Origin of the sequence: Staphylococcus sp. HMSC034C12, assembly GCF_001835895.1 — a bacterium.
GTDB classification, from domain to species: domain Bacteria; phylum Bacillota; class Bacilli; order Staphylococcales; family Staphylococcaceae; genus Staphylococcus; species Staphylococcus hominis.
In genome coordinates this window covers 47,471-65,811 of record NZ_KV826359.1, presented here as the reverse complement: position 1 = coordinate 65,811, position 18,341 = coordinate 47,471, and the positions used below count along the sequence as shown (strand labels likewise).

Genomic DNA, 18,341 nt, shown 5'->3' with positions numbered 1-18,341 from the left:
TCTTTTGGAAATCTTCAGCTAAATAATAACCAATCGACGTGCGTTTGTTAACCAAGTCTAAATAATGTAAGCCAATGACTCCTACAAGTTTTTGGTCATACCAAATGCCACAATGGAATCCATCTCCACGCGCAAATTGTTGTAAGGCCGAATGAATAAACTTCTTACTGTGTTCAACCTCAGTTGTGTACGCTACAAATGGCAAGAACTCCCCTAGAGACTCACGATTACTATCTACTAATTTAAAAAGTTGATCCGCTTCACGTTCTTCCAAAATTTTCAACTTAACATGTTCATTGACCTCGTACCCAAACATCATCCCGATCCCCCTTCAGTAAAAATTCCTAATTATTCAGTAAATTAAAGTCATAATAGCATAGATATATATATTGTAATAGTATAATTTACATTAAATTTTGAGTTTGAATTTATTTATATTTCCTTTTACTTTAATTTGTAAATAAAAAGCATCCCTTCAAAATGAGGGATACTTTCTTTTAATCCTCTAATATTAGAAATCTTTTTACTTTTTTATTTAATTCAGCTTCGTCTATTAAACTATTTAATATACTCTTTTGCTCTTCGTATTCTTGTTCTTTTTGAGTTTTATAATTATATAAATAGATATTTTCTAATTCGTTTTTATTAATATTATTAAAAATACCTTTTATATATATTAAATCGATATCCGCAAAACTAAAACCATAAAAATATATATTTTCAATTTTTTTGTCGGATAAATCTTCAAACCAATTTTGATTATCTTTATATATTCTAGAAGTATCTTTTATTAACTGATGTTTTAGGTAGTTATTAAAACCAAAGGCTGAATGGCCTATTGAATGAATATTTTCTACTTTTTTATGTCCAAATTCATAACCTACGCCATCTTTAACTACATGAATATATTTAATATTATTCTTATTAATGTTGTAAAGCATTTCCAAAGTAGGGGTATAATTCAAACTTAAAAATATATCTTCATTTTTATTAAATAAATATTTCAAATCTTTTTTAGGAGTTGCTTCAGAAATTTTATCATTTTTTAATTTTTCTATCCACTTTTAAAAAAAAAAGCTAAAACTTGTAGAAAAAGTAATAGCTGGATTTATATACTTATCGCTCTTTTTAACAACGTAATCTAAATCTAGTCTACCTATACTTTCTTCTAAATCTTTCCATAAATTTTCTTGATTTTCTTGATGAGCTATTTCAATTATTTCAAGCAATAATTTCGCATTATCATCATCTGAATCAGCTAAAGATTCTTTAAAGTTTGTATAAGCTGAAGCAATGTGATGGTCTATGTCAAAGCCATTCCCAATTACGTATAAATTCATTTTTGTTCCCCCTTAGTTTATGTTCTAACTAGTAATTACTCTCGTATTATCAAATATTACTGAACTAGCTATAGCATCTGTTAGATTTGTTTTAGTTATTTTTAAGCCTGAACTTGTCATTAGTTTATGTATTTTAGGATAAATCGTTTCTGATCCATCCATAATCGTTTGGACTGGATTATCGGTGTCACCTATCCCTCTCATTTTGTGAGGGACAGCACCAATAAATACATCCGTGTATTGTGTTGAATTTTCTAAAGTAGAAATATCAAAATTTGTTAAATCATCATATTCAACAATTTCATATCTATCTTTTAAACTCGCTTTTTTAAATATGCCGTTAATATCTTTAGCTTTTAAGCCCCCGTTTCTTACCCCTAAAATGAGAACTTTAGCATTGTCATTATAAAGATGACCTTGATTACTATCATTTTTCTCAAATTGATAACGTTCTAAGAAAGTATCAAATTCACTTTGTTGATTGTATAGCCTTGCTTCTTGTTTTAATCTCTCGAACAATTCTTCTAAAAAATCATTTAGTTCTTCGATACTTAATTTACCCAATCCTATTCCCCTCCGTTTTCATTAAAAAGTTGTGGTAATTTTTCTTTAAAGTTTTTGACTTTTTTCAGATAACTATAATATTCGAGTAATTCTTCTTCCATTTTAAAGGCGATGTCTTCTTGAGTTTCTTCATCTAGCATAGACACCTTATATTCTTGCAAAGATTTTTGTGAAATAACATTAATCACAGTTCCTGTCATTAGTTGTTTTAACTGTTCAACACCTATTTCACTTGTTAAAAATGCAAATAAATAGTAAGGACTCACTTTATCGTCTTTAATTCTTAAAATATTAAAATTAGAAGAAATAATTAGATTATCTTTAGCTAAACTTTCGGTAACAATAGCTATTTTTAAATCCGAACTTCTTGTACTTAATACAATATCCTTAGGTTTTAATAGATATCTCTCATATTCATCGAGTATATCTTGACTGATTTGTTGTTTAGGAGTATCAATTTTATAATCTTTTACATCAGATAAATTAAGTAAGTAACCTGATTTATCTTTACTTTCTTCCTCATCTAATCTTTTTTTAGATACATCTTTTCCACGAATCGTTTCTACGATGTTAGTTAACTCGGTAGGACTTACAAGACGATCTTCAATATTAACTAAATAACGAATAGGAGATAAATTATAGTCATTATCTTTGACTTCTTGTTTATTCACTTTTACAGAAATTTCAGTTTCTTCTTCTAGCGCTTTCATAATAGTTGTAATATTTTCATCTTCAAAAGTATTCTGCATTCTGCCCTTTTGAGTATAAATTTCTGAAGCATCAATAAATGTAATCTTATCGCTATTGTCTTTTTGCAAAATTAATAAAGTTGTAGGTATAGCCGTATTAGTAATCAAGTTCGAAGGAAGTTGAATAACTGCTTTTATTAAATTCTTCTCTATCAACTCTTTACGTATATCTTTAGCCATTTCAGTAAATGTAGCAGCGTTTCTTACTACAATAGTTCCTACACCCTTATCCTCTAAATTATTTAAAATACGATTTGTAAATATCCATTCAGAGAATTTACTTCTTGTCTTTAGATAACTGTTAGAAGCGGAATCTTCAATTTGTTTTAAACGTTTATTATCTGCATTTAAAAATAATGCATCTGAATAAATACATTCAAATTTATCATTGCTTCCAAAATTTAAAGTAGAATCAATTTTTTTAATTTCTATATTCGTTTCTGATTGAGATAGAAGCTGTTCGCTAATTTCAGCTACGTTATGATTAATTTCTTCACCCCTTAAGTATTTAAAATGACCTTCCTTATTCGCTCTCCATAGCATATGTCCTGTTCCCGAACCTAAATCTAATAGTGAATTTTGATTACTATAAGTTTTGAAAATCTCTAAAGATAGCGATTCGATAGACTCAGTATAAGTTGATACTGAATGACGATTCATAATTTGCAAGTCATAATAAATACTTTGTAATTCTTGAACTGTCTTATTTTCTAATTGTTTGATTATTTCTTTAGTCGAATTATCCTTAAACTCATTGTCAATTTCTTGTTTGCTAATTTTTTTAATTACTAATTCCTGTAATTCTTCTAATGTCATTGAACCCCTTAATGTGTTTACTTGTTTCAATAAATCCAACATAATTTCCTCCCTCGGTTAACGTTAACCTAAGTATATAGCACTACCCTTTAATTGTCAACGGTTAAATTTAACCTTTTAATTTTTAAACTGAAAAAACTAGCGACTTGATTTTATCGCTAGCTTATAAATCTACTTTATTTTAAATTTTCCATTCGTCACTAAATTCGCGGAGCGCCATAATTACAAATTTATCTTTTTCATCTTTATTTATATTATTTTCATTTATATTTACTGTAAAGCATAATAATATAATTAATTCTCTACATATTCTAATTAAATTAATCCCTAACTCATTTAATTCATCTGATGTAATAGTATATGATAAGTTATCATAATCACTAGTGGCTTGATCTATAAAATTACTATCTAATACCTTTAAATACCTATGTTCCATTATATTTCTTATCGTATAAGTACGTCTTAACTTTTTATCTATACAATCCAAATTCTTTGATTTAGTTTTAGCGAATAAATCTTTATACGTCCAATACATGCCTTTTAAGGCAATATTATTTTTAAACACCTCATATATTTCATTATTAGCACTTTGCCAAATTCTTTTAAAAGAAACTTCACGATCTTTCAATCCTAATTTGAAATATTTATTTAAAAAATATCCAATTCTATCAAACAATGCATAAGCACTTCTATATGCTGCCTTTACTCTTTCTATATTTAAACCATATTTAGGATAGTCAATTGTATTTACTAAATATACATTTTCATCTGAAAAATGATTCTTGTTATTATACATCCCTTCATAAAGTATATATCTGGCAGAACAATACTCTTGTTTAATTTGATTAAAAATTCCATAAAATGATGAATGATCATTAATTGACGTTAATATATTTGGCAAATGAAGAGTGTCTTGATTATTTTTAGTCATATAATCTATATCATTTATTGTGTTCAATGCTAAACTATTTTCTGCCACCCAATCCCAGTAGTCTTCATTAGTAATATTATTTGTAAAGTTATGATCATCTAATCTATCTTTTTTTAATATAGATTCCACATTGTACTCTGTATCATACGGATTAAAATTATCGATTTCATCGAGAATATCAATTTTACTTTGATAAAAAGCTTTTGCATTAGGATGTACTATACTATCCTCATAAGTTAAAGCCGTATCTAACAATTGATAAGCGTATTTATAAAGAGACTCTTTATTATCTGTATAATCAAAACAAGCATAATCAAAAATTTCTGTCCCTAAATTTCCAATTGCCATACCAAACTGAGAAGTTGCTAATTTTCTCATCTCAAATATTGCAGATGAATATTTCCCTATAGAAATAAGTAGATTACAATAATTGGTTTTTACACTATTATATATACCATTTAAATATATGTATTCTATCTCATCAATTTCAGTATCTTTTAAATATTCGTCCATTGAATTAATCGCAGTTCTAGCTAAAAACAAGCTTTTTTCAATTAGTTTTTCCCATTCTACGGTTTCTTTGTTATTAACTTTTATATCAATGTAATTATTTAAACTAGTAAAACTAATGTACAAATAATAAGCATACATCATCTTAGATTCAACATAATCGGTTGATAATTTTTCCAATTTCTCACTAATTTCATATAATGAATTGGGATCCTTTTTATCTAAAGCTTCATCAGCTTTCTTCGCGTAATTCAATAATTGTTCATTTTTATACCACTTCATTCACTTTACCTCTTTTAGTTTTTTGTAAGCTTTTACCTATTGTTCAAAATATATTAAAATAATTATACTCAAAAATGAAGGGAACTAAAATCAATGAAACCATTTTTTATTGATGAAAATTATTTTGAATATGAATACGATCAGCTACTTAAAGAATTAGATATATTCGACTTTTCTAAATTTAATGATTTGATTAATGGTTTGGATAGGTTAGGCTCAAATATAGTTTCTACTATTAATTCTATACATGATACCTGTGAATATTTCTGTAATTCTTTTGTAAATTTAAAATATTCAATAAATTTAATTGAAACTGTTAACGAAGAAGAAAGAAACTATTATTGGGTTTTTTATTTTCATAATATTACTTTACATTTTCTACATACATTAAATGATTTATTATATTCATTAGCTCAAGAATATACTTCACATTATGAAGTAAAAAAAGATATAGGTTTTAAACGAAATTTAGTAGAAAATTTGATAGCTTCAAATAACGACACACATAGACAAATCGGCAATATCCTTAATAAAGATGTTCCTATACGTACTATGAGATATAGAGATGAATACACACATAATATAATGCCTTACAGACCCAATAGTAACCCAACTGTAGAAAATGGCATTACTATGTTTCGAGGCTATTCTACCATGATAACAAGTTTAAATAGTTTAGTGGACGATATTGAATCTGATTTAAAAAAACTAAAAAAAAGAGCTAAGAATATTAAGCAAGTAGTAGGTTTAACTAATGATTAAGCTTCGTATAAATAAATAAAAAAGTATCTATTAATAAGGCTTTGGATTAATCAAAACCGCTATTAAAGCTATAGTAATGTTTGATACTCCTTTGTCTCGTCTAGAAAAATTAGAAACAAAAGAAGATTAGAAAATATGACTAATAGAGTTGCTATCAACAAAATATAAAAGAAGTAAAATTACATTTTTCTATACTTCAAAATTACATGGCTTACTAAGCACGAAAAAAAGCATTAAAATTACAAAACTTTGGGAAGATATGAATAATTATTTCATAATTTCTTTTTAATAATAAAATTTTTATATCTTCTCCCCTCATTTATATTTGTAATAATTTATTTATCAATTTCTTTATTAGTTACATATAATCTATAAAATTATTGAATTATTTGTTTAATAACAAAATATCCTTTTTAATAAAACTCAATTGTTGCTATTGCCTTAAATAATATATATTGATTTTTAAATTAACTTGTAAATGAATAATCAATATTAAATCTTTCTATATAAGAATAAAATAATAAGACCACTAGTCAAAATTGTTAGACTAATGGTCTTATTATTTTATATATTATTTGTAAATATTTTAATTACTTTCTCAATAGCTTTATCCCAAAATGCATAATCATGTTTTCCTGGGCTCTTTATAAAGTCATACTGTACATTTTTTTTATCTAAATAGTTAATAAAATCTAAGTTACCTTTATAAAGTTCATCTTCTGTACCACACATAATTAATAACTCTGGTAAATCAATATTTTTCTCTATAGCTTTATCAACAAGATAATAAGGATCAAAATTACTACCAACTATTTCTTTATTCGTTCCGACTATAGATTCTGGTGAAAAATCATACCATTTGTAATTTTTAAGCATGGAAACGTCGAATGCGGCAGATAAAGGAGCAGCTTTAGAGAACAATTGACTTTGTGTTAGTGCAAATTTAATTGTTCCATATCCTCCCATTGAATGCCCTGCAATAAAATTATCTTCTCTTTTTCTAGACAACGGTAAAATCTGGTGTACATAATTGTAAACTTCTAAAATGTAATCATAATAACTGTGTCCGAAAGCCATATTCGTATAAAAACTGTGATCTGCATTAGGCATTATAATCGCTAATTGATATTCATTAGCATATCGTTCTATACTTGTATATCTTATATACGAGTGAGTGTCGCTAGATAGTCCATGAAATAACAACATTGTTTTAAGTTTTTTTGTCTCGTTCGATGGATCAAAGTAACTGTCATCTTCAGGTAAAATAATATTTAAAGATTGATGCATTCCAAGTGTTTTTGATAAGTAATTCATCTGGATTAAAGCCATATTATCTACTCCTTAAATACTTTATTAATTATTCGTTTGTGTAGCTGGATCTAATTTTTTCTCTACTAGACGTAAAACAATATCTATAAGAACTACTATCACAACAATTGGTAATGCACCAGCCAAGATAAATAGTGTACCATCAGTAGCATTCGTACCACGAATAACGACATCACCAAGTGAAGGCGCTCCAATGAACGAACCAACAGCAACAACACCTATTGCAACTACGAGTGCAATACGTATGCCACCAATAATTACTGATAAAGAAAGTGGTAACTCAATCATACGTAAGACTTGATTACGTGTCATTCCCATTCCTTTTCCAGCATCTTTAATATTAATATCTACTTCTTTAATACCGGTATAAGTATTTTTTATAATTGGAAGTAAAGCATACAAGAATACTGTAAAAATAACCGTATTGATGCCTAATCCTATTACTAACATAAGCATCGCTAACATCGCAATGACAGGAACAGTCTGTATGATATTCGCTAAAGTAATGATAACGCCTGATAATTTTCCAAATCGTGCAATAATGATGCCTAAAGGAATACCTATAATTGACGCAAATAATACACCATACACTGACATTAGGAAATGATTAATAAACAATTCAAAAAGGTAGCCTGAATTTGTTTGATAGTAAGAAATAAGTTGTTCAAATAAATTACCATTCATTAATTTCGACCGCCTTTCTGTTTTGCATCATTTTCAAAATAATCATGTTTTTTCAAGAAATCTTCTGCTACTGTTGCTGGCTCTTTACCTTTTCCATCTGCTTGATAATTTAATTCTTGCATCTGTTCAGTTGAAATCTTACCTTCTAATTTTTCAATAATTGGTTTTAATTGTGGTTTTTCTTTTAATAGTTTATCTGTTGCTAAAGGACTAGCATCATAAGGTGGAAAGAACTGCTTGTCATCTTTCAGTACTTTTAAATCATAAGCCGCGATACGACCATCAGTTGAGTAGCCTACAGCGACATCTAAGTTACCTGAATGTAATGCGTCGTATACTAAACCAATTTGCATTGGTCTAACAGTACCAAAATGGATACCGTATTCTTGTTTAAATCCAGGATATCCATCACCCTTACGATTTTGCCATGAACTATCCATTCCTACTCTCAAATCTTTAGCATGTTTCTTTAAATCAGAAACTGTTTCTAAATTATATTTTTGTGCTGTTTCTTTTGTTACCATTAGTGCATATGTATTTTCAAAACCATATGAATTAAAGAAAGTCTGATTAAACTTTTCTTCAAATCCTTTTTGTGTCACTTTCATTGCTCTATCAGGATCTTTAATTGGATCTTCGCCTAATGCACCAGTTAAATCCGTACCTGTATATCGCGTACCTGACATATTAGCTTGGCCACTCGTAATAGCATTGTGTTGAATTACACTAGACCCTAAGTTATTGATTAAAGTTGGTTTAATCTTTCCATCTGTATCATGTTCAATGAGTAGTCTTAACATATGTGAAATAATTTGAGATTCACTTGTTCCTAGAGATGTAATTCTAACCTCATCATCTGAACTACTATTTTTTAAACCTGGCAAGCTACATCCAGATAACACAGTTAGACATAGCACTAAAACAACAATATACTTTTTACAATATTTCATAATGTCCTCCTTTATTGTTTATCTGGAAATTTTAAGTCCTTTTGGTATAATCCATTTTTCAATTTGAGCTAAAATTAAATCAACGATTAATGCTAACAACGTTACCAAAATCGTACCTACGATAATCATTTCTGGTTCATATAATGCTAAACCATTAAAGATTAAGTCACCTAAACCACCAGCGCCAACATAACTCGCAAGTGCTGCCCAACTAATCACATAGACTGACGACAAACGAATCCCACTTAGAACCATTGGTAATGCTAAAGGTAATTCAATATCTTTCATTAATTGAAAATTAGTCATTCCCATACTGCGGCCAGCTTCTACAATATTACGATCTATATTTTGAACACCCACAATTGTATTATTTAATATAGGTAGTAAAACATATATAAATAACGCAATAATTGCCGTTACTTTACCTACACCAAATAAGGGAATCATTAAAGCTAAAATCGCTAGTGTAGGAATCGTTTGTAAAATACCAGCTATAGTTAACGACACCTTTGATAGCTTTTCTTTCTTTGACAACAAAATACCTAAAGGAATGGCAACAATCATAGCAAGTATGAGAGCCATGATAGAAATGTAAAGATGCTCTAACGTTTTATTCAGTAACATACCACTATTTTCTACTAAATAATTCATACGTTATCAGCCCCAATTTCTTTAGGATCCACAATACCTTGATTTTCAGTAGTCGTTCCACCCCAAAGTGTATCATATACGATATCAACTAGGTTAGAACGTGTTACAAGTCCAATTAAAGTATGTCCGTCCGTATCAACAACAGGAACATTTCTTACATTACGCTTAAGAATGGTACGTACTGTATCTTGTAATTTACTATCTACCTTAACGCGATAAATATCACGTTGCATCGTATCAATTAATTCTTTTTTACTACGTAATCCTTGGTTGATATCTTCAATATCTAAATAACCAAGTAAATGATGTTGATTGTCAACGACAAAAATGGTATCTATACGATATTTTCTCATAATATTAACTGCATCATTTAATGATTCGTCAACATGTACAGTTATCGGCTTAATCATTGCGTCTTCTACAGTTCTAATATTTGGTCTATCTTGAATCAAGCGATTTTGTCCAATGAAGTCTTTAACAAAATCATTAGCGGGATAACGTAAAATATTATCTGGTGTATCATATTGCACTACTTTACCGTTCGTCATAATACAAATTTTATCTGCTAATTTAATGGCTTCGTCCATGTCATGCGTTACAAAAATAAATGTTTTTCCTAATTGTTGTTGTAATTTTTTTACTAAATCTTGTAATGTATCTCTTGTGATAGGATCCAAAGCACCAAACGGCTCATCCATTAAAATAATATCTTGTTCAGCTGCTAGTGCACGAATCACGCCAATACGTTGTTGTTGCCCACCAGATAACTGTGAAGGATATCGTTCTAAATACTCTTCAGGTAAATCAACAAGTTTAATTAGTTCTTTTGCTTTTTTATCTTTTTTTTCTTGCGACCATTTTAATAATTTAGGTACGAGTACAATATTCTCTTTAATTGTCATATGAGGCATTAAACCAATTTGTTGAATTACATAACCAATGCTTCTTCTCAATTCTACTGCATTGATATCTTTAATATTTTTGCCATTAATTGTAATTTCGCCCTCTGATGATTCAATCATTCGATTGATCATTCTTAATGCAGTTGTTTTTCCACTACCACTCGTTCCAATAAAAGCGATAAAGTCTCCTGATTCAATATCAATATTCATATTATCTACCGCTTTCTTACCACCTGCATAGACTTTTGATAAGTTTCTAATGCTTAACATATGTCCAATTCCTCTCTATCTATCATTTATTAAAAAAGAGAACTTAAAGTGAATGTTATACAAAGTTTACTAAGTAAAAACAAGGCACATTAAGTCCTCAATATTTCAAGCATTCGATTATCAATACAAACTTTATTTGTTTCTACTAATTCCGATTTGATGGCCTAATTGTTTAGGCACATTTACATCAGAAGTTTGGTTAAAATACGCTACTATAGATTCTGTAATACTTTTAGGAAATGGAGCCGGTCGGTTTGTGACTGTATCTATTCCCATTAGCATAACTTCATATACTGCGCTACATACCATGTCATCATTTAACATTTCCATAAAGATATGAAGTCTCTTACTATCATAATCATATAAACTCACTCTTACTTCAATAGGTTCATATTTCTTCATTTCTTTCAAAAATGTTATATGATTTTCTAATGTAAAAATGGTATAGTGTAACGATTGAATTCCTTCTTGATCAAGTCCAATGTATGCTAACCAAGCATCAGTTGCATCACTAAACACACGATTATATTCAGCATCATTCATGTGTCCATTGTAATCAACCCAAGATGATTTTACATCAGTATGATAAACAAACTGAGCTGTCATAGCTTTACACCTTCTGATGTTGCTTAGATTTTTTCATTGATGCTGTATCTTTAGGCCAGTATTCTTCTGCGAGTTGTTTTACTTTAATAAGGAATTCATTACGTTTTCGATCAAGTTCTGACATTGTATATCCTTGTGAAGTCGCTTCACTACCGCGTACCACTTTTTCATAAAGATCCTCTGTCAATTCGGGTGCAACTAACTTAGTCCATGGTTTTTTCAATGCAGGACCAAATTGTTTAAGCATATGTCTCATGCCACCTTCTCCACCTGCAAGATGGAATGTCATAAATGGTCCATATTGAGCATAACGTAAACCAGCTGCATGCGTAAATGCTTTATCTACTTCTTCTGTTGTTGCAATACCATCATTAACAATATGTAATGATTCTCTCCATAATGCTTCCATTAGACGATCTGCAATATGTCCTTCAATTTCATTTCGCACATGAAGCACATCCATACCAATACTCTCATAAACTTCTTCAGCCTTAATAACTGTCTCTTCTGAGGTGTTTTGACCTGGTACAATTTCAACAAGAGGTAAAATATATACTGGGTGAAAAGGATGTGCTACTACTAAACGTTCAGGGTGTTTTAAATTCTTTTGTAACTCAGTTGGCATAATACCAGAGGTACTTGAACCGATAATGGCAGACGGTTTCGCATAAAAATCGATTTCTTTTAAAACAGCATCTTTAATCGATTCTACTTCAGGAACGTTTTCTTGAATAAGATCTGCATCCTTAACTGCCGATTTTAAATCAGTAGTAAAGCTTAAATTATCCAACGATGCTCCCTCAGATAATCCCATTTCTTTAGCATAAGGCCAGTTTTGTTTAACTTGTGTTAGCATTCTTTCATAGGCACCATCACTAGGATCTGTAGCAATAACTTCGTGGCCGTGGGCGAGTATTCTTGTTATCCATCCGCTACCAATCACGCCTGTTCCAACTACTGCAAACTTCATTATTTATCTCCTTTATTATTTTTAAGATTAAATTTTTCTCTTGCTTCTGCAGGTGTTAATGGTATTAAATCATATTCTTTCATTATTTTTTTAGCTTCTTCAACTAATGCTTCATTTGTTGCTTTAACACCTTTTGAAATATACAGGTTATCTTCAAGACCAACACGAATATTTCCACCACGTTTAGCAACTTCTCTAACTGTTGGTAATTGCATTCTACCAATACCAAATGCAGACCATTGCGCACCTTCAGGGATTCTTGAAATAAGATAGTCTAACGTCTGAGCATCATTTTCAGCACCCCAAGGTATACCTAAACAAAACTGGAACATAGGTTGTTCGACTAAACCTTCATCAACAAGTTGCTTTGCAAAACTGACATGACCTGTATCAAAACATTCAAGCTCAGGTTGTACACCTGCATCTTTAATCATTTGTGCTTGTTCTCTCAGCCATGAAGCGGGACTAATATATATCGAATCTCCCATATTAACGCTGCCACAATCAAGCGTACACATTTCTGGTAATGTGTCTCCTACTGGTCTATGACGCTCTTTTGGTGTTTGAATCCAGGTTCCTTCACCGCCTGTTTCTGGGTGTTGTTGACTTGGGATAAAGTCGCCACCGCCACCAGCTGTTACATTAATAATAATATCTTCGTCTGCCTCTCTAATGAGTCTTACGGTTTCACTATATAGTTCTGGATCATGACTCACCCCACCTGTTTTAGGGTCTCTAACATGAATATGTGCTACTGTTGCTCCAGCTTTTGCACACTTAATTGCTGAATCAGCAAGTTCTTGAGGTGTTACTGGAACATTTTCATTTTTGTCAATTGTATCTCCAGCGCCTGTAATTGCTGCAGTTAATACCACTTTTTTCAAGGTAAGCACTCCTTTATATTTTAAATACGTTATAAACTATACCAACTGGTCGGTAAAGTTTCAACCATGACATAAAAAATAAGCTGAAAAGTTTCATTCTCACCTAACAGCTTAAAACCTGAAAATTTATTTTTTTTCTTTATTAATACCTACTTCTACTTTTTCTTTTAACCGATTTATTACTTTTTCACGCATTGCTTCGTCAACTGCACTTATTCCAAAAACTTCTGATAACCATAAACCATCAACGGCTAACCTAATGATTGTTGCATCTACTTCATCTAGACCGTCATTAACAATTTGAGATTGCCAATCTTCATATAAAGATTTTAATGGTAAGAGTAGCGCTTTATTTGAACCTTGTGCAGCAAGCATTGCAGAAGTAATAGGCGCATTTTCAACACGATGTTCTTTCGTTGCTTCAATAAACGCATTTAACCATTGTCCTTGTTTACAATGTGTATTATCAATATGGCTATTTACATTTTCTCGATATAATTCATTAGCATAATTGACAAGCTCTTTTATTAAACCTTCTCTATTTTTAACATGATAAAGCAAACCACCCTTGCTTATACCTGCTTCTTTTGCTACTGCATCTAATGTTAAATAGTCAGTACCTTGTCTATTTACTATATTAGCTGCAGATTCTAAAATATACTGTTTCTTAGATTTCCTTGCCACCAATTCACCTTCTTTCAATTAAAATCAATATTGTTTACATATTACTCTTAAATAGATAGAAATTATTATATTATATAAATTATTTTAAAAAAAGTTTTACGTTCTAATCTCTTTAACTATATTCAAAATGATTACACTTAAAAAATGTATAAAGTTAAGAGTAAGATAAAGAATTCAAAATGCTTTCTTCTTTCTATCTCAACTATGTATATAACCTAATTTATATTGAATGTAAACCTCCTTTATGAAAGTTTTAGTTCCAGAACTTAAATCAAATTGAACTTAAATTTTTAACCTTTTGTATTGATTGTATAAGAGTAGAAGCGAAAACTTAATATAAGTGTATTTTTCCATTTTAATTATTGATTACCTTTGTATTAAAATATAAGAAACGCTCATTTAAAACGCTTTCTGTCAAGTAGATAATTAAATAATTAAAAGCTATTATTAATTTTAAATAATTTCTCATCTTTAAATTTGACTTTCATATTCTTTTCTCAACAAGCTATACACATAACTATCTGAGAATTCCCCTTGTAAACATTCATCACTTCTCAATATACCCTCTTGTGTGAATCCAAGTCTTATTGGTATAGCTCGGCTTTTCTTATTTTGGGTATTCGGATTTTATGGTGGAAAAGGGCTTATAAATCACCCTTCTCCAAATTCTTAATAAGTGTGGAAAATCGACACCAAAGTTGTCTGTAATGTCGTGGTCATTCACTTCATACCAATTGAAAGTATCGTATAACATAGCTTTATTGAAAGCACTTGAATTAAATCGTGGCTTACGCTTTTTATGGAGCTTCTCATTGAAAAGGATTTTGGCTCGTAAGGCATCAAACGAGTAACCTCTACCCATTCGCTCTACCTGCCTAATAATGCTGTTAATTGACTCCGTATAAGCATTAGTGAGCCTTTTATCAAAGTAGTTGAATATTTCGACATGCCAGTTGTCTACGGCTCTCACGAGGTCTTTATATGCGTCTTTAGAGTTGCTGGACATACAACGGTGTCTCCATTGACTATAACGAAGATGACCTTCATCTGGATCAGGAGTATCCCATATCCAGTAAAACTCTTCTTTGAGTTCATAGGCTTCTTTTAAAGCAGGAAGATTACCTAACCAAGTATCTAAGAGGAATGATTCACGTTCATTTAGATCGTGTTTACGCTTTAGAAGGATAAACCTTTCACGCATAAGGGTACGTCTTTCTTTTTGGCTCATATGGGCTTTCAAAGACTTTCTGACGTTATCTAAGGCTTGATTAGCCATTCTAACTACATGAAACTTATCTACGACAACTTTAGCGTGTGGAAGGATAGTGTTCACTGCGTCTTTGTAAGGCTTCCACATATCCATTGTGACGTACTCAATGTAAGTCCTGTCACTGATTTCTGAAAGACGTTGGATGAATGTTTCCTTGTTACGGTTAGGCTTGATGTCATAAATAGTCCTGCGTTCAATATTAGTCAATACAAGCCGAGGTCTACGGATAATATGTATCTCGTCTATCCCAAGCCACTTAGGAGTTTCAAACTGGTATTCACGTTCTTTGAGTGCCACATAGTCCTTAAAAACGTTCCTAATGGTTTTCTCGTCAACACCAACGCTTTCTGCGACTTCTACAAAGGTCTTAGACATGGATTGCTCTTGAATGGACTTTAAAAGCCTTTTGGTCATACTACGCTTTTCATCTACAGATATTAGGCGTTCCCAGAAGGTAGATCCGCATTCACGACACTTGTATCGTCTACGGTTCAATTGTAAGCCCACTCGCTTTAAACGAATGGGCAAATCCATAATTAGTTGATTTCTTGAACTGTGTTTGTACAACTTGTCAAAACCACATTCAGGACAACGTTCAGGTGGTCCAACTGCTTCAACTTTAAACATCATATCGGTTTCATTTTCTTGTGGCGGTTCTATTGTTTTAATGTCTGGTGGGGATAATAAGTCTGACATATTATTCATCCTTTATTACTCTGCGGTGTTAAGGTATCAATTATAGATTTGATGTCGAAATCATCAGTGTTAAATTATTTTTGTGACCACAAATGCACTTAGAAAATCCCTTAAAGCATTAGCTGGTTCACTTGAATAGGGAGTTGTAAAAAAGTTCCCTTAGCCTGCACAACAAGATAATTTCGAAATATCTTTATCGAACGTAAGTGCAGCTAATTTTAGCCCTTCAGCCATTGTTAAATATGGTGCTAGGGTTTCTGTTAAATCTTCTATCGTTAAGCCAAATTTAACAGCTAATGATGCAGCATAGATGACATCTCCTGCATTCTCAGATACAATATGAACCCCTAATACTTTTAGTGTTTCTGCATCTGCTACTAGTTTAAATACACCGGTTGTTTCACGGTTTACAATTGCTCTTGGAACAGCATCTAAAGGTAATACAGATGTCTTCACATCATACCCTTTCTCTTTTGCTTGTTCTTCTGTTAAACCAACCGTTGCAACCGTCGGATTCGTAAACGTAACAGCAGGAACTACCGATAAATCTATTTTTTTGTTTAATCCACCAATAGCATTATCAGTAATAATTCCACCTTCATAGGCTGCTACATATACAAATTGTGGTCCTAAAGTCACATCTCCTGCTGCATAAATCTTTTCATTACTTGTTTGACCAAAATCATTGATCAGGATTTCATTATTTTTTCCAGTTTCAACACCTGCTGCACTTAAATTTAAAGAATCCGTATTTGGTTTTCTTCCAGTGGCAACAAGTAACTGATCTGATTCAATGACTTCTCTACTGCCATTTACTGTTACGTAAACCCTTTTTATCTCTCCACTTTGTTCAACACACTCAAAAGTTGCCCCTTTGACAAGGTTTATACCCTGTTCAATTAACGCTTTTTCAACTGACTCTGAAATCTCAGGATCATACTCCTTTAAAAGTCGCTCACTTCTTTGCATAAGCGTTATTTCTGAACCTAAATGATGAAATAGTTGTCCAAGCTCCATTCCAATGTATCCTGAACCAATTACAGTTAATCGTTTTGGTATTTTCTTTAACTCAAGAAGTGTTGTACTAGTTAAATAGTCCATTTTTTCAAGTCCCGAAATTTGGGGCAACGAAGGCGATGCACCTGTTGCAATTAAAAAGCGTTTTGCAGATAACTTTGCCCCATTGACCTCAACCGTACTAGCATCAACGAATTTTGCTTCACCTTTAATTAAATCAAAATTGTATTCATCAATTAAATCCATATATTTTTGATTCCGAAGTTCGCTCACCAATTTATCCTTTTGCGTGATTAAACTAGCTAAATCCACTTCTCCAGCGGATGTTTGTAAACCTATAAACGGATTGTCTTTTGATAAATGATTGATTTCCCCTGCCCTAAGAAGAGTTTTTGACGGAACACAGCCAATATTCACACAGGTTCCCCCAACCGTTCCACGCTCAATCATTCCAACTTTTGCACCGTATTCTATAGCTTTAATTGCCGAAGAAAAGGCAGCAGCACCAGAACCAATAATAAGAAGGTCATAATTGTCTTCATTAATTAACGCCACGTTTTCTAGTGATGATACTTCTTCAATTTCTCCGGCTTGGTAATTTGCTTCATCAATCGCCTTTATTGCACTTTCAACCTCAATATCATCGGGCAGTTCAAATACTGCTTCACCACGACGATAACTAGACTCAATATTTTTAGCACCTATCTTTTCAAGTGCTGATTCTACGTGTTTTTCACAACCCGTACAAGTCATTCCTGAAATGTTTACCTTAAATTTATTCATAAAAAAGCTCCTTTCGTTAATTAATCTCTCATGTTAATGTTTCTATTATTGGACACGAATGTAATTGCTTTTCATCTGGACATCGTTGTTTTAAGTCGTCTAACATAGTTTCAATTCGTTTTAAATCCTCTATTTGTTTTTGCACTTCCTTTTGTTTTTTAGAAACAAATTCGAACATATCTTGACAACGAACTTCATCTTTATCTACAACACCAAGTAATTTATAAATCTCGCTTAAAGAAAAACCAAGTTCCTGTATTCGTTTAATAAACCCAACACGCTTAACGTCATCATACGAATATATCCGATAACCAGCTTCCGTTCGGTGAGGTTCTTGTAATAAATTTTTTCGCTCGTAATATCTGATCGTTTCTTTATTAACTCCACATTTATCTGCAAACTCACTAATGCGATAAATCATCTTATTTCACCCCATGAATATTATAAACCGTGTACCATAGTACACGGTCAAGTAAATTGGACTATTTTATTTTTTTCCCAAAGTATCACTCGTATGTGATTGATACTTTTATATAATACTATTGATTATCCTAACATCCCGCCAGAAAATCCGATTTAAACACCAGTTGTTTTTAAACTATTAAGAAAGTAATTCCACTATATATTCCGAAGACCCCTTATTTTTAATAGACATTTGTATTTCGATTCGATTAATATCATATTCTTCATA

At 31.2% G+C, this 18,341-nt stretch carries 16 protein-coding genes and 3 pseudogenes; 1 reads left to right on the top strand and 18 read right to left on the bottom strand.

The window, feature by feature from the left end; translation table 11 throughout:
- The 5 genes and pseudogenes from HMPREF2629_RS10635 to HMPREF2629_RS10610 form a co-directional block, all read right to left on the bottom strand.
- Window positions 1–316, bottom strand: a 316-nt coding sequence (locus tag HMPREF2629_RS10635; RefSeq protein WP_141756727.1) for a GNAT family N-acetyltransferase, incomplete at its 3' end; no start/stop codon positions are given.
- Between the two features lie 181 nt (window positions 317–497).
- Window positions 498–1,340: pseudogene (locus HMPREF2629_RS11330) on the bottom strand (AbiH family protein).
- Between the two features lie 24 nt (window positions 1,341–1,364).
- Window positions 1,365–1,904 carry a hypothetical protein gene (locus HMPREF2629_RS10620; RefSeq protein WP_017175653.1) on the bottom strand — a complete coding sequence of 180 codons (540 nt, stop codon included), beginning with the start codon at window positions 1,902–1,904 and terminating at the stop codon, window positions 1,365–1,367.
- Between the two features lie 2 nt (window positions 1,905–1,906).
- The gene (locus HMPREF2629_RS10615) at window positions 1,907–3,511 is read right to left on the bottom strand and encodes an N-6 DNA methylase (protein WP_017175652.1); all 1,605 of its coding nucleotides are present in this window, start codon (window positions 3,509–3,511) and stop codon (window positions 1,907–1,909) included.
- A gap of 139 nt (window positions 3,512–3,650) precedes the next feature.
- The gene (locus HMPREF2629_RS10610; protein ID WP_017175651.1) at window positions 3,651–5,192 is read right to left on the bottom strand and encodes an LA2681 family HEPN domain-containing protein; all 1,542 of its coding nucleotides are present in this window, start codon (window positions 5,190–5,192) and stop codon (window positions 3,651–3,653) included.
- Between the two features lie 93 nt (window positions 5,193–5,285).
- Between HMPREF2629_RS10610 and HMPREF2629_RS10605 the strand changes: the two genes are divergently transcribed.
- On the top strand, window positions 5,286–5,954 hold the full coding sequence (locus HMPREF2629_RS10605; RefSeq protein WP_017175650.1) for a Cthe_2314 family HEPN domain-containing protein: 669 nt from the start codon (window positions 5,286–5,288) through the stop codon (window positions 5,952–5,954).
- A gap of 564 nt (window positions 5,955–6,518) precedes the next feature.
- Here HMPREF2629_RS10605 and HMPREF2629_RS10600 read toward each other — a convergent pair.
- The 13 genes and pseudogenes from HMPREF2629_RS10600 to merR form a co-directional block, all read right to left on the bottom strand.
- Window positions 6,519–7,283 carry an alpha/beta hydrolase gene (locus HMPREF2629_RS10600; protein WP_017175649.1) on the bottom strand — a complete coding sequence of 255 codons (765 nt, stop codon included), beginning with the start codon at window positions 7,281–7,283 and terminating at the stop codon, window positions 6,519–6,521.
- 24 nt (window positions 7,284–7,307) lie between these two features.
- Window positions 7,308–7,967 (bottom strand): ABC transporter permease, encoded by a 660-nt coding sequence (locus HMPREF2629_RS10595; RefSeq protein WP_017175648.1) that lies wholly within the window; start codon window positions 7,965–7,967, stop codon window positions 7,308–7,310.
- Window positions 7,967–8,917, bottom strand: a complete 951-nt coding sequence (locus tag HMPREF2629_RS10590) for an osmoprotectant ABC transporter substrate-binding protein (protein WP_017175647.1) — start codon at window positions 8,915–8,917, stop codon at window positions 7,967–7,969. Before HMPREF2629_RS10590 ends, HMPREF2629_RS10595 begins: the two co-directional genes overlap by 1 nt.
- 18 nt (window positions 8,918–8,935) lie before the next feature.
- A complete protein-coding gene (locus tag HMPREF2629_RS10585; RefSeq protein WP_017175646.1) occupies window positions 8,936–9,568 on the bottom strand; it encodes an ABC transporter permease in 633 nt (210 codons plus the stop codon).
- Window positions 9,565–10,740, bottom strand: coding sequence for a betaine/proline/choline family ABC transporter ATP-binding protein (locus HMPREF2629_RS10580; protein ID WP_017175645.1), 1,176 nt, complete (start codon window positions 10,738–10,740; stop codon window positions 9,565–9,567). Before HMPREF2629_RS10580 ends, HMPREF2629_RS10585 begins: the two co-directional genes overlap by 4 nt.
- Before the next feature lie 132 nt (window positions 10,741–10,872).
- A complete protein-coding gene (locus HMPREF2629_RS10575) occupies window positions 10,873–11,346 on the bottom strand; it encodes a thioesterase family protein (RefSeq protein WP_017175644.1) in 474 nt (157 codons plus the stop codon).
- A gap of 4 nt (window positions 11,347–11,350) precedes the next feature.
- On the bottom strand, window positions 11,351–12,316 hold the full coding sequence (locus HMPREF2629_RS10570; protein ID WP_017175643.1) for a 3-hydroxyacyl-CoA dehydrogenase NAD-binding domain-containing protein: 966 nt from the start codon (window positions 12,314–12,316) through the stop codon (window positions 11,351–11,353).
- Complete coding sequence (locus HMPREF2629_RS10565) at window positions 12,316–13,200, bottom strand: beta-keto acid cleavage family enzyme (protein ID WP_017175642.1); 885 nt, start codon at window positions 13,198–13,200, stop codon at window positions 12,316–12,318. The genes HMPREF2629_RS10570 and HMPREF2629_RS10565 overlap by 1 nt, the downstream gene beginning before the upstream one ends.
- A 126-nt stretch (window positions 13,201–13,326) precedes the next feature.
- Window positions 13,327–13,884, bottom strand: a complete 558-nt coding sequence (locus HMPREF2629_RS10560; protein WP_017175641.1) for a TetR/AcrR family transcriptional regulator — start codon at window positions 13,882–13,884, stop codon at window positions 13,327–13,329.
- Between the two features lie 471 nt (window positions 13,885–14,355).
- Window positions 14,356–14,505: pseudogene (locus HMPREF2629_RS11095) on the bottom strand (GNAT family N-acetyltransferase); the annotation flags it as partial.
- 23 nt (window positions 14,506–14,528) lie between these two features.
- Window positions 14,529–15,850, bottom strand: a pseudogene (locus tag HMPREF2629_RS10555) (ISL3 family transposase).
- Between the two features lie 159 nt (window positions 15,851–16,009).
- Window positions 16,010–17,650: a mercury(II) reductase gene (gene merA, locus HMPREF2629_RS10550; RefSeq protein ID WP_017175640.1), complete on the bottom strand. Its 1,641-nt coding sequence runs from the start codon at window positions 17,648–17,650 to the stop codon at window positions 16,010–16,012.
- 28 nt (window positions 17,651–17,678) lie between these two features.
- Window positions 17,679–18,071 (bottom strand): Hg(II)-responsive transcriptional regulator, encoded by a 393-nt coding sequence (merR, locus tag HMPREF2629_RS10545; protein WP_001863748.1) that lies wholly within the window; start codon window positions 18,069–18,071, stop codon window positions 17,679–17,681.
- Between the last annotated feature and the right edge of the window lie 270 nt (window positions 18,072–18,341).

Bases quoted from the DNA above. Each gene is read 5' to 3' on its own strand.
- HMPREF2629_RS10615 (WP_017175652.1), bottom strand. From the start codon at position 3,511: ATGTTGGATTTATTGAAACAAGTAAACACATTAAGGGGTTCAATGACA.
- HMPREF2629_RS10600 (WP_017175649.1), bottom strand. From the start codon at position 7,283: ATGGCTTTAATCCAGATGAATTACTTATCAAAAACACTTGGAATGCAT.
- HMPREF2629_RS10585 (WP_017175646.1), bottom strand. From the start codon at position 9,568: ATGAATTATTTAGTAGAAAATAGTGGTATGTTACTGAATAAAACGTTA.
- merA (WP_017175640.1), bottom strand. From the start codon at position 17,650: ATGAATAAATTTAAGGTAAACATTTCAGGAATGACTTGTACGGGTTGT.
- merR (WP_001863748.1), bottom strand. From the start codon at position 18,071: ATGATTTATCGCATTAGTGAGTTTGCAGATAAATGTGGAGTTAATAAA.
- HMPREF2629_RS10580 (WP_017175645.1), bottom strand. From the start codon at position 10,740: ATGTTAAGCATTAGAAACTTATCAAAAGTCTATGCAGGTGGTAAGAAA.
- HMPREF2629_RS10590 (WP_017175647.1), bottom strand. From the start codon at position 8,917: ATGAAATATTGTAAAAAGTATATTGTTGTTTTAGTGCTATGTCTAACT.
- HMPREF2629_RS10570 (WP_017175643.1), bottom strand. From the start codon at position 12,316: ATGAAGTTTGCAGTAGTTGGAACAGGCGTGATTGGTAGCGGATGGATA.
- HMPREF2629_RS10610 (WP_017175651.1), bottom strand. From the start codon at position 5,192: ATGAAGTGGTATAAAAATGAACAATTATTGAATTACGCGAAGAAAGCT.
- HMPREF2629_RS10605 (WP_017175650.1), top strand. From the start codon at position 5,286: ATGAAACCATTTTTTATTGATGAAAATTATTTTGAATATGAATACGAT.
- HMPREF2629_RS10595 (WP_017175648.1), bottom strand. From the start codon at position 7,967: ATGAATGGTAATTTATTTGAACAACTTATTTCTTACTATCAAACAAAT.
- HMPREF2629_RS10575 (WP_017175644.1), bottom strand. From the start codon at position 11,346: ATGACAGCTCAGTTTGTTTATCATACTGATGTAAAATCATCTTGGGTT.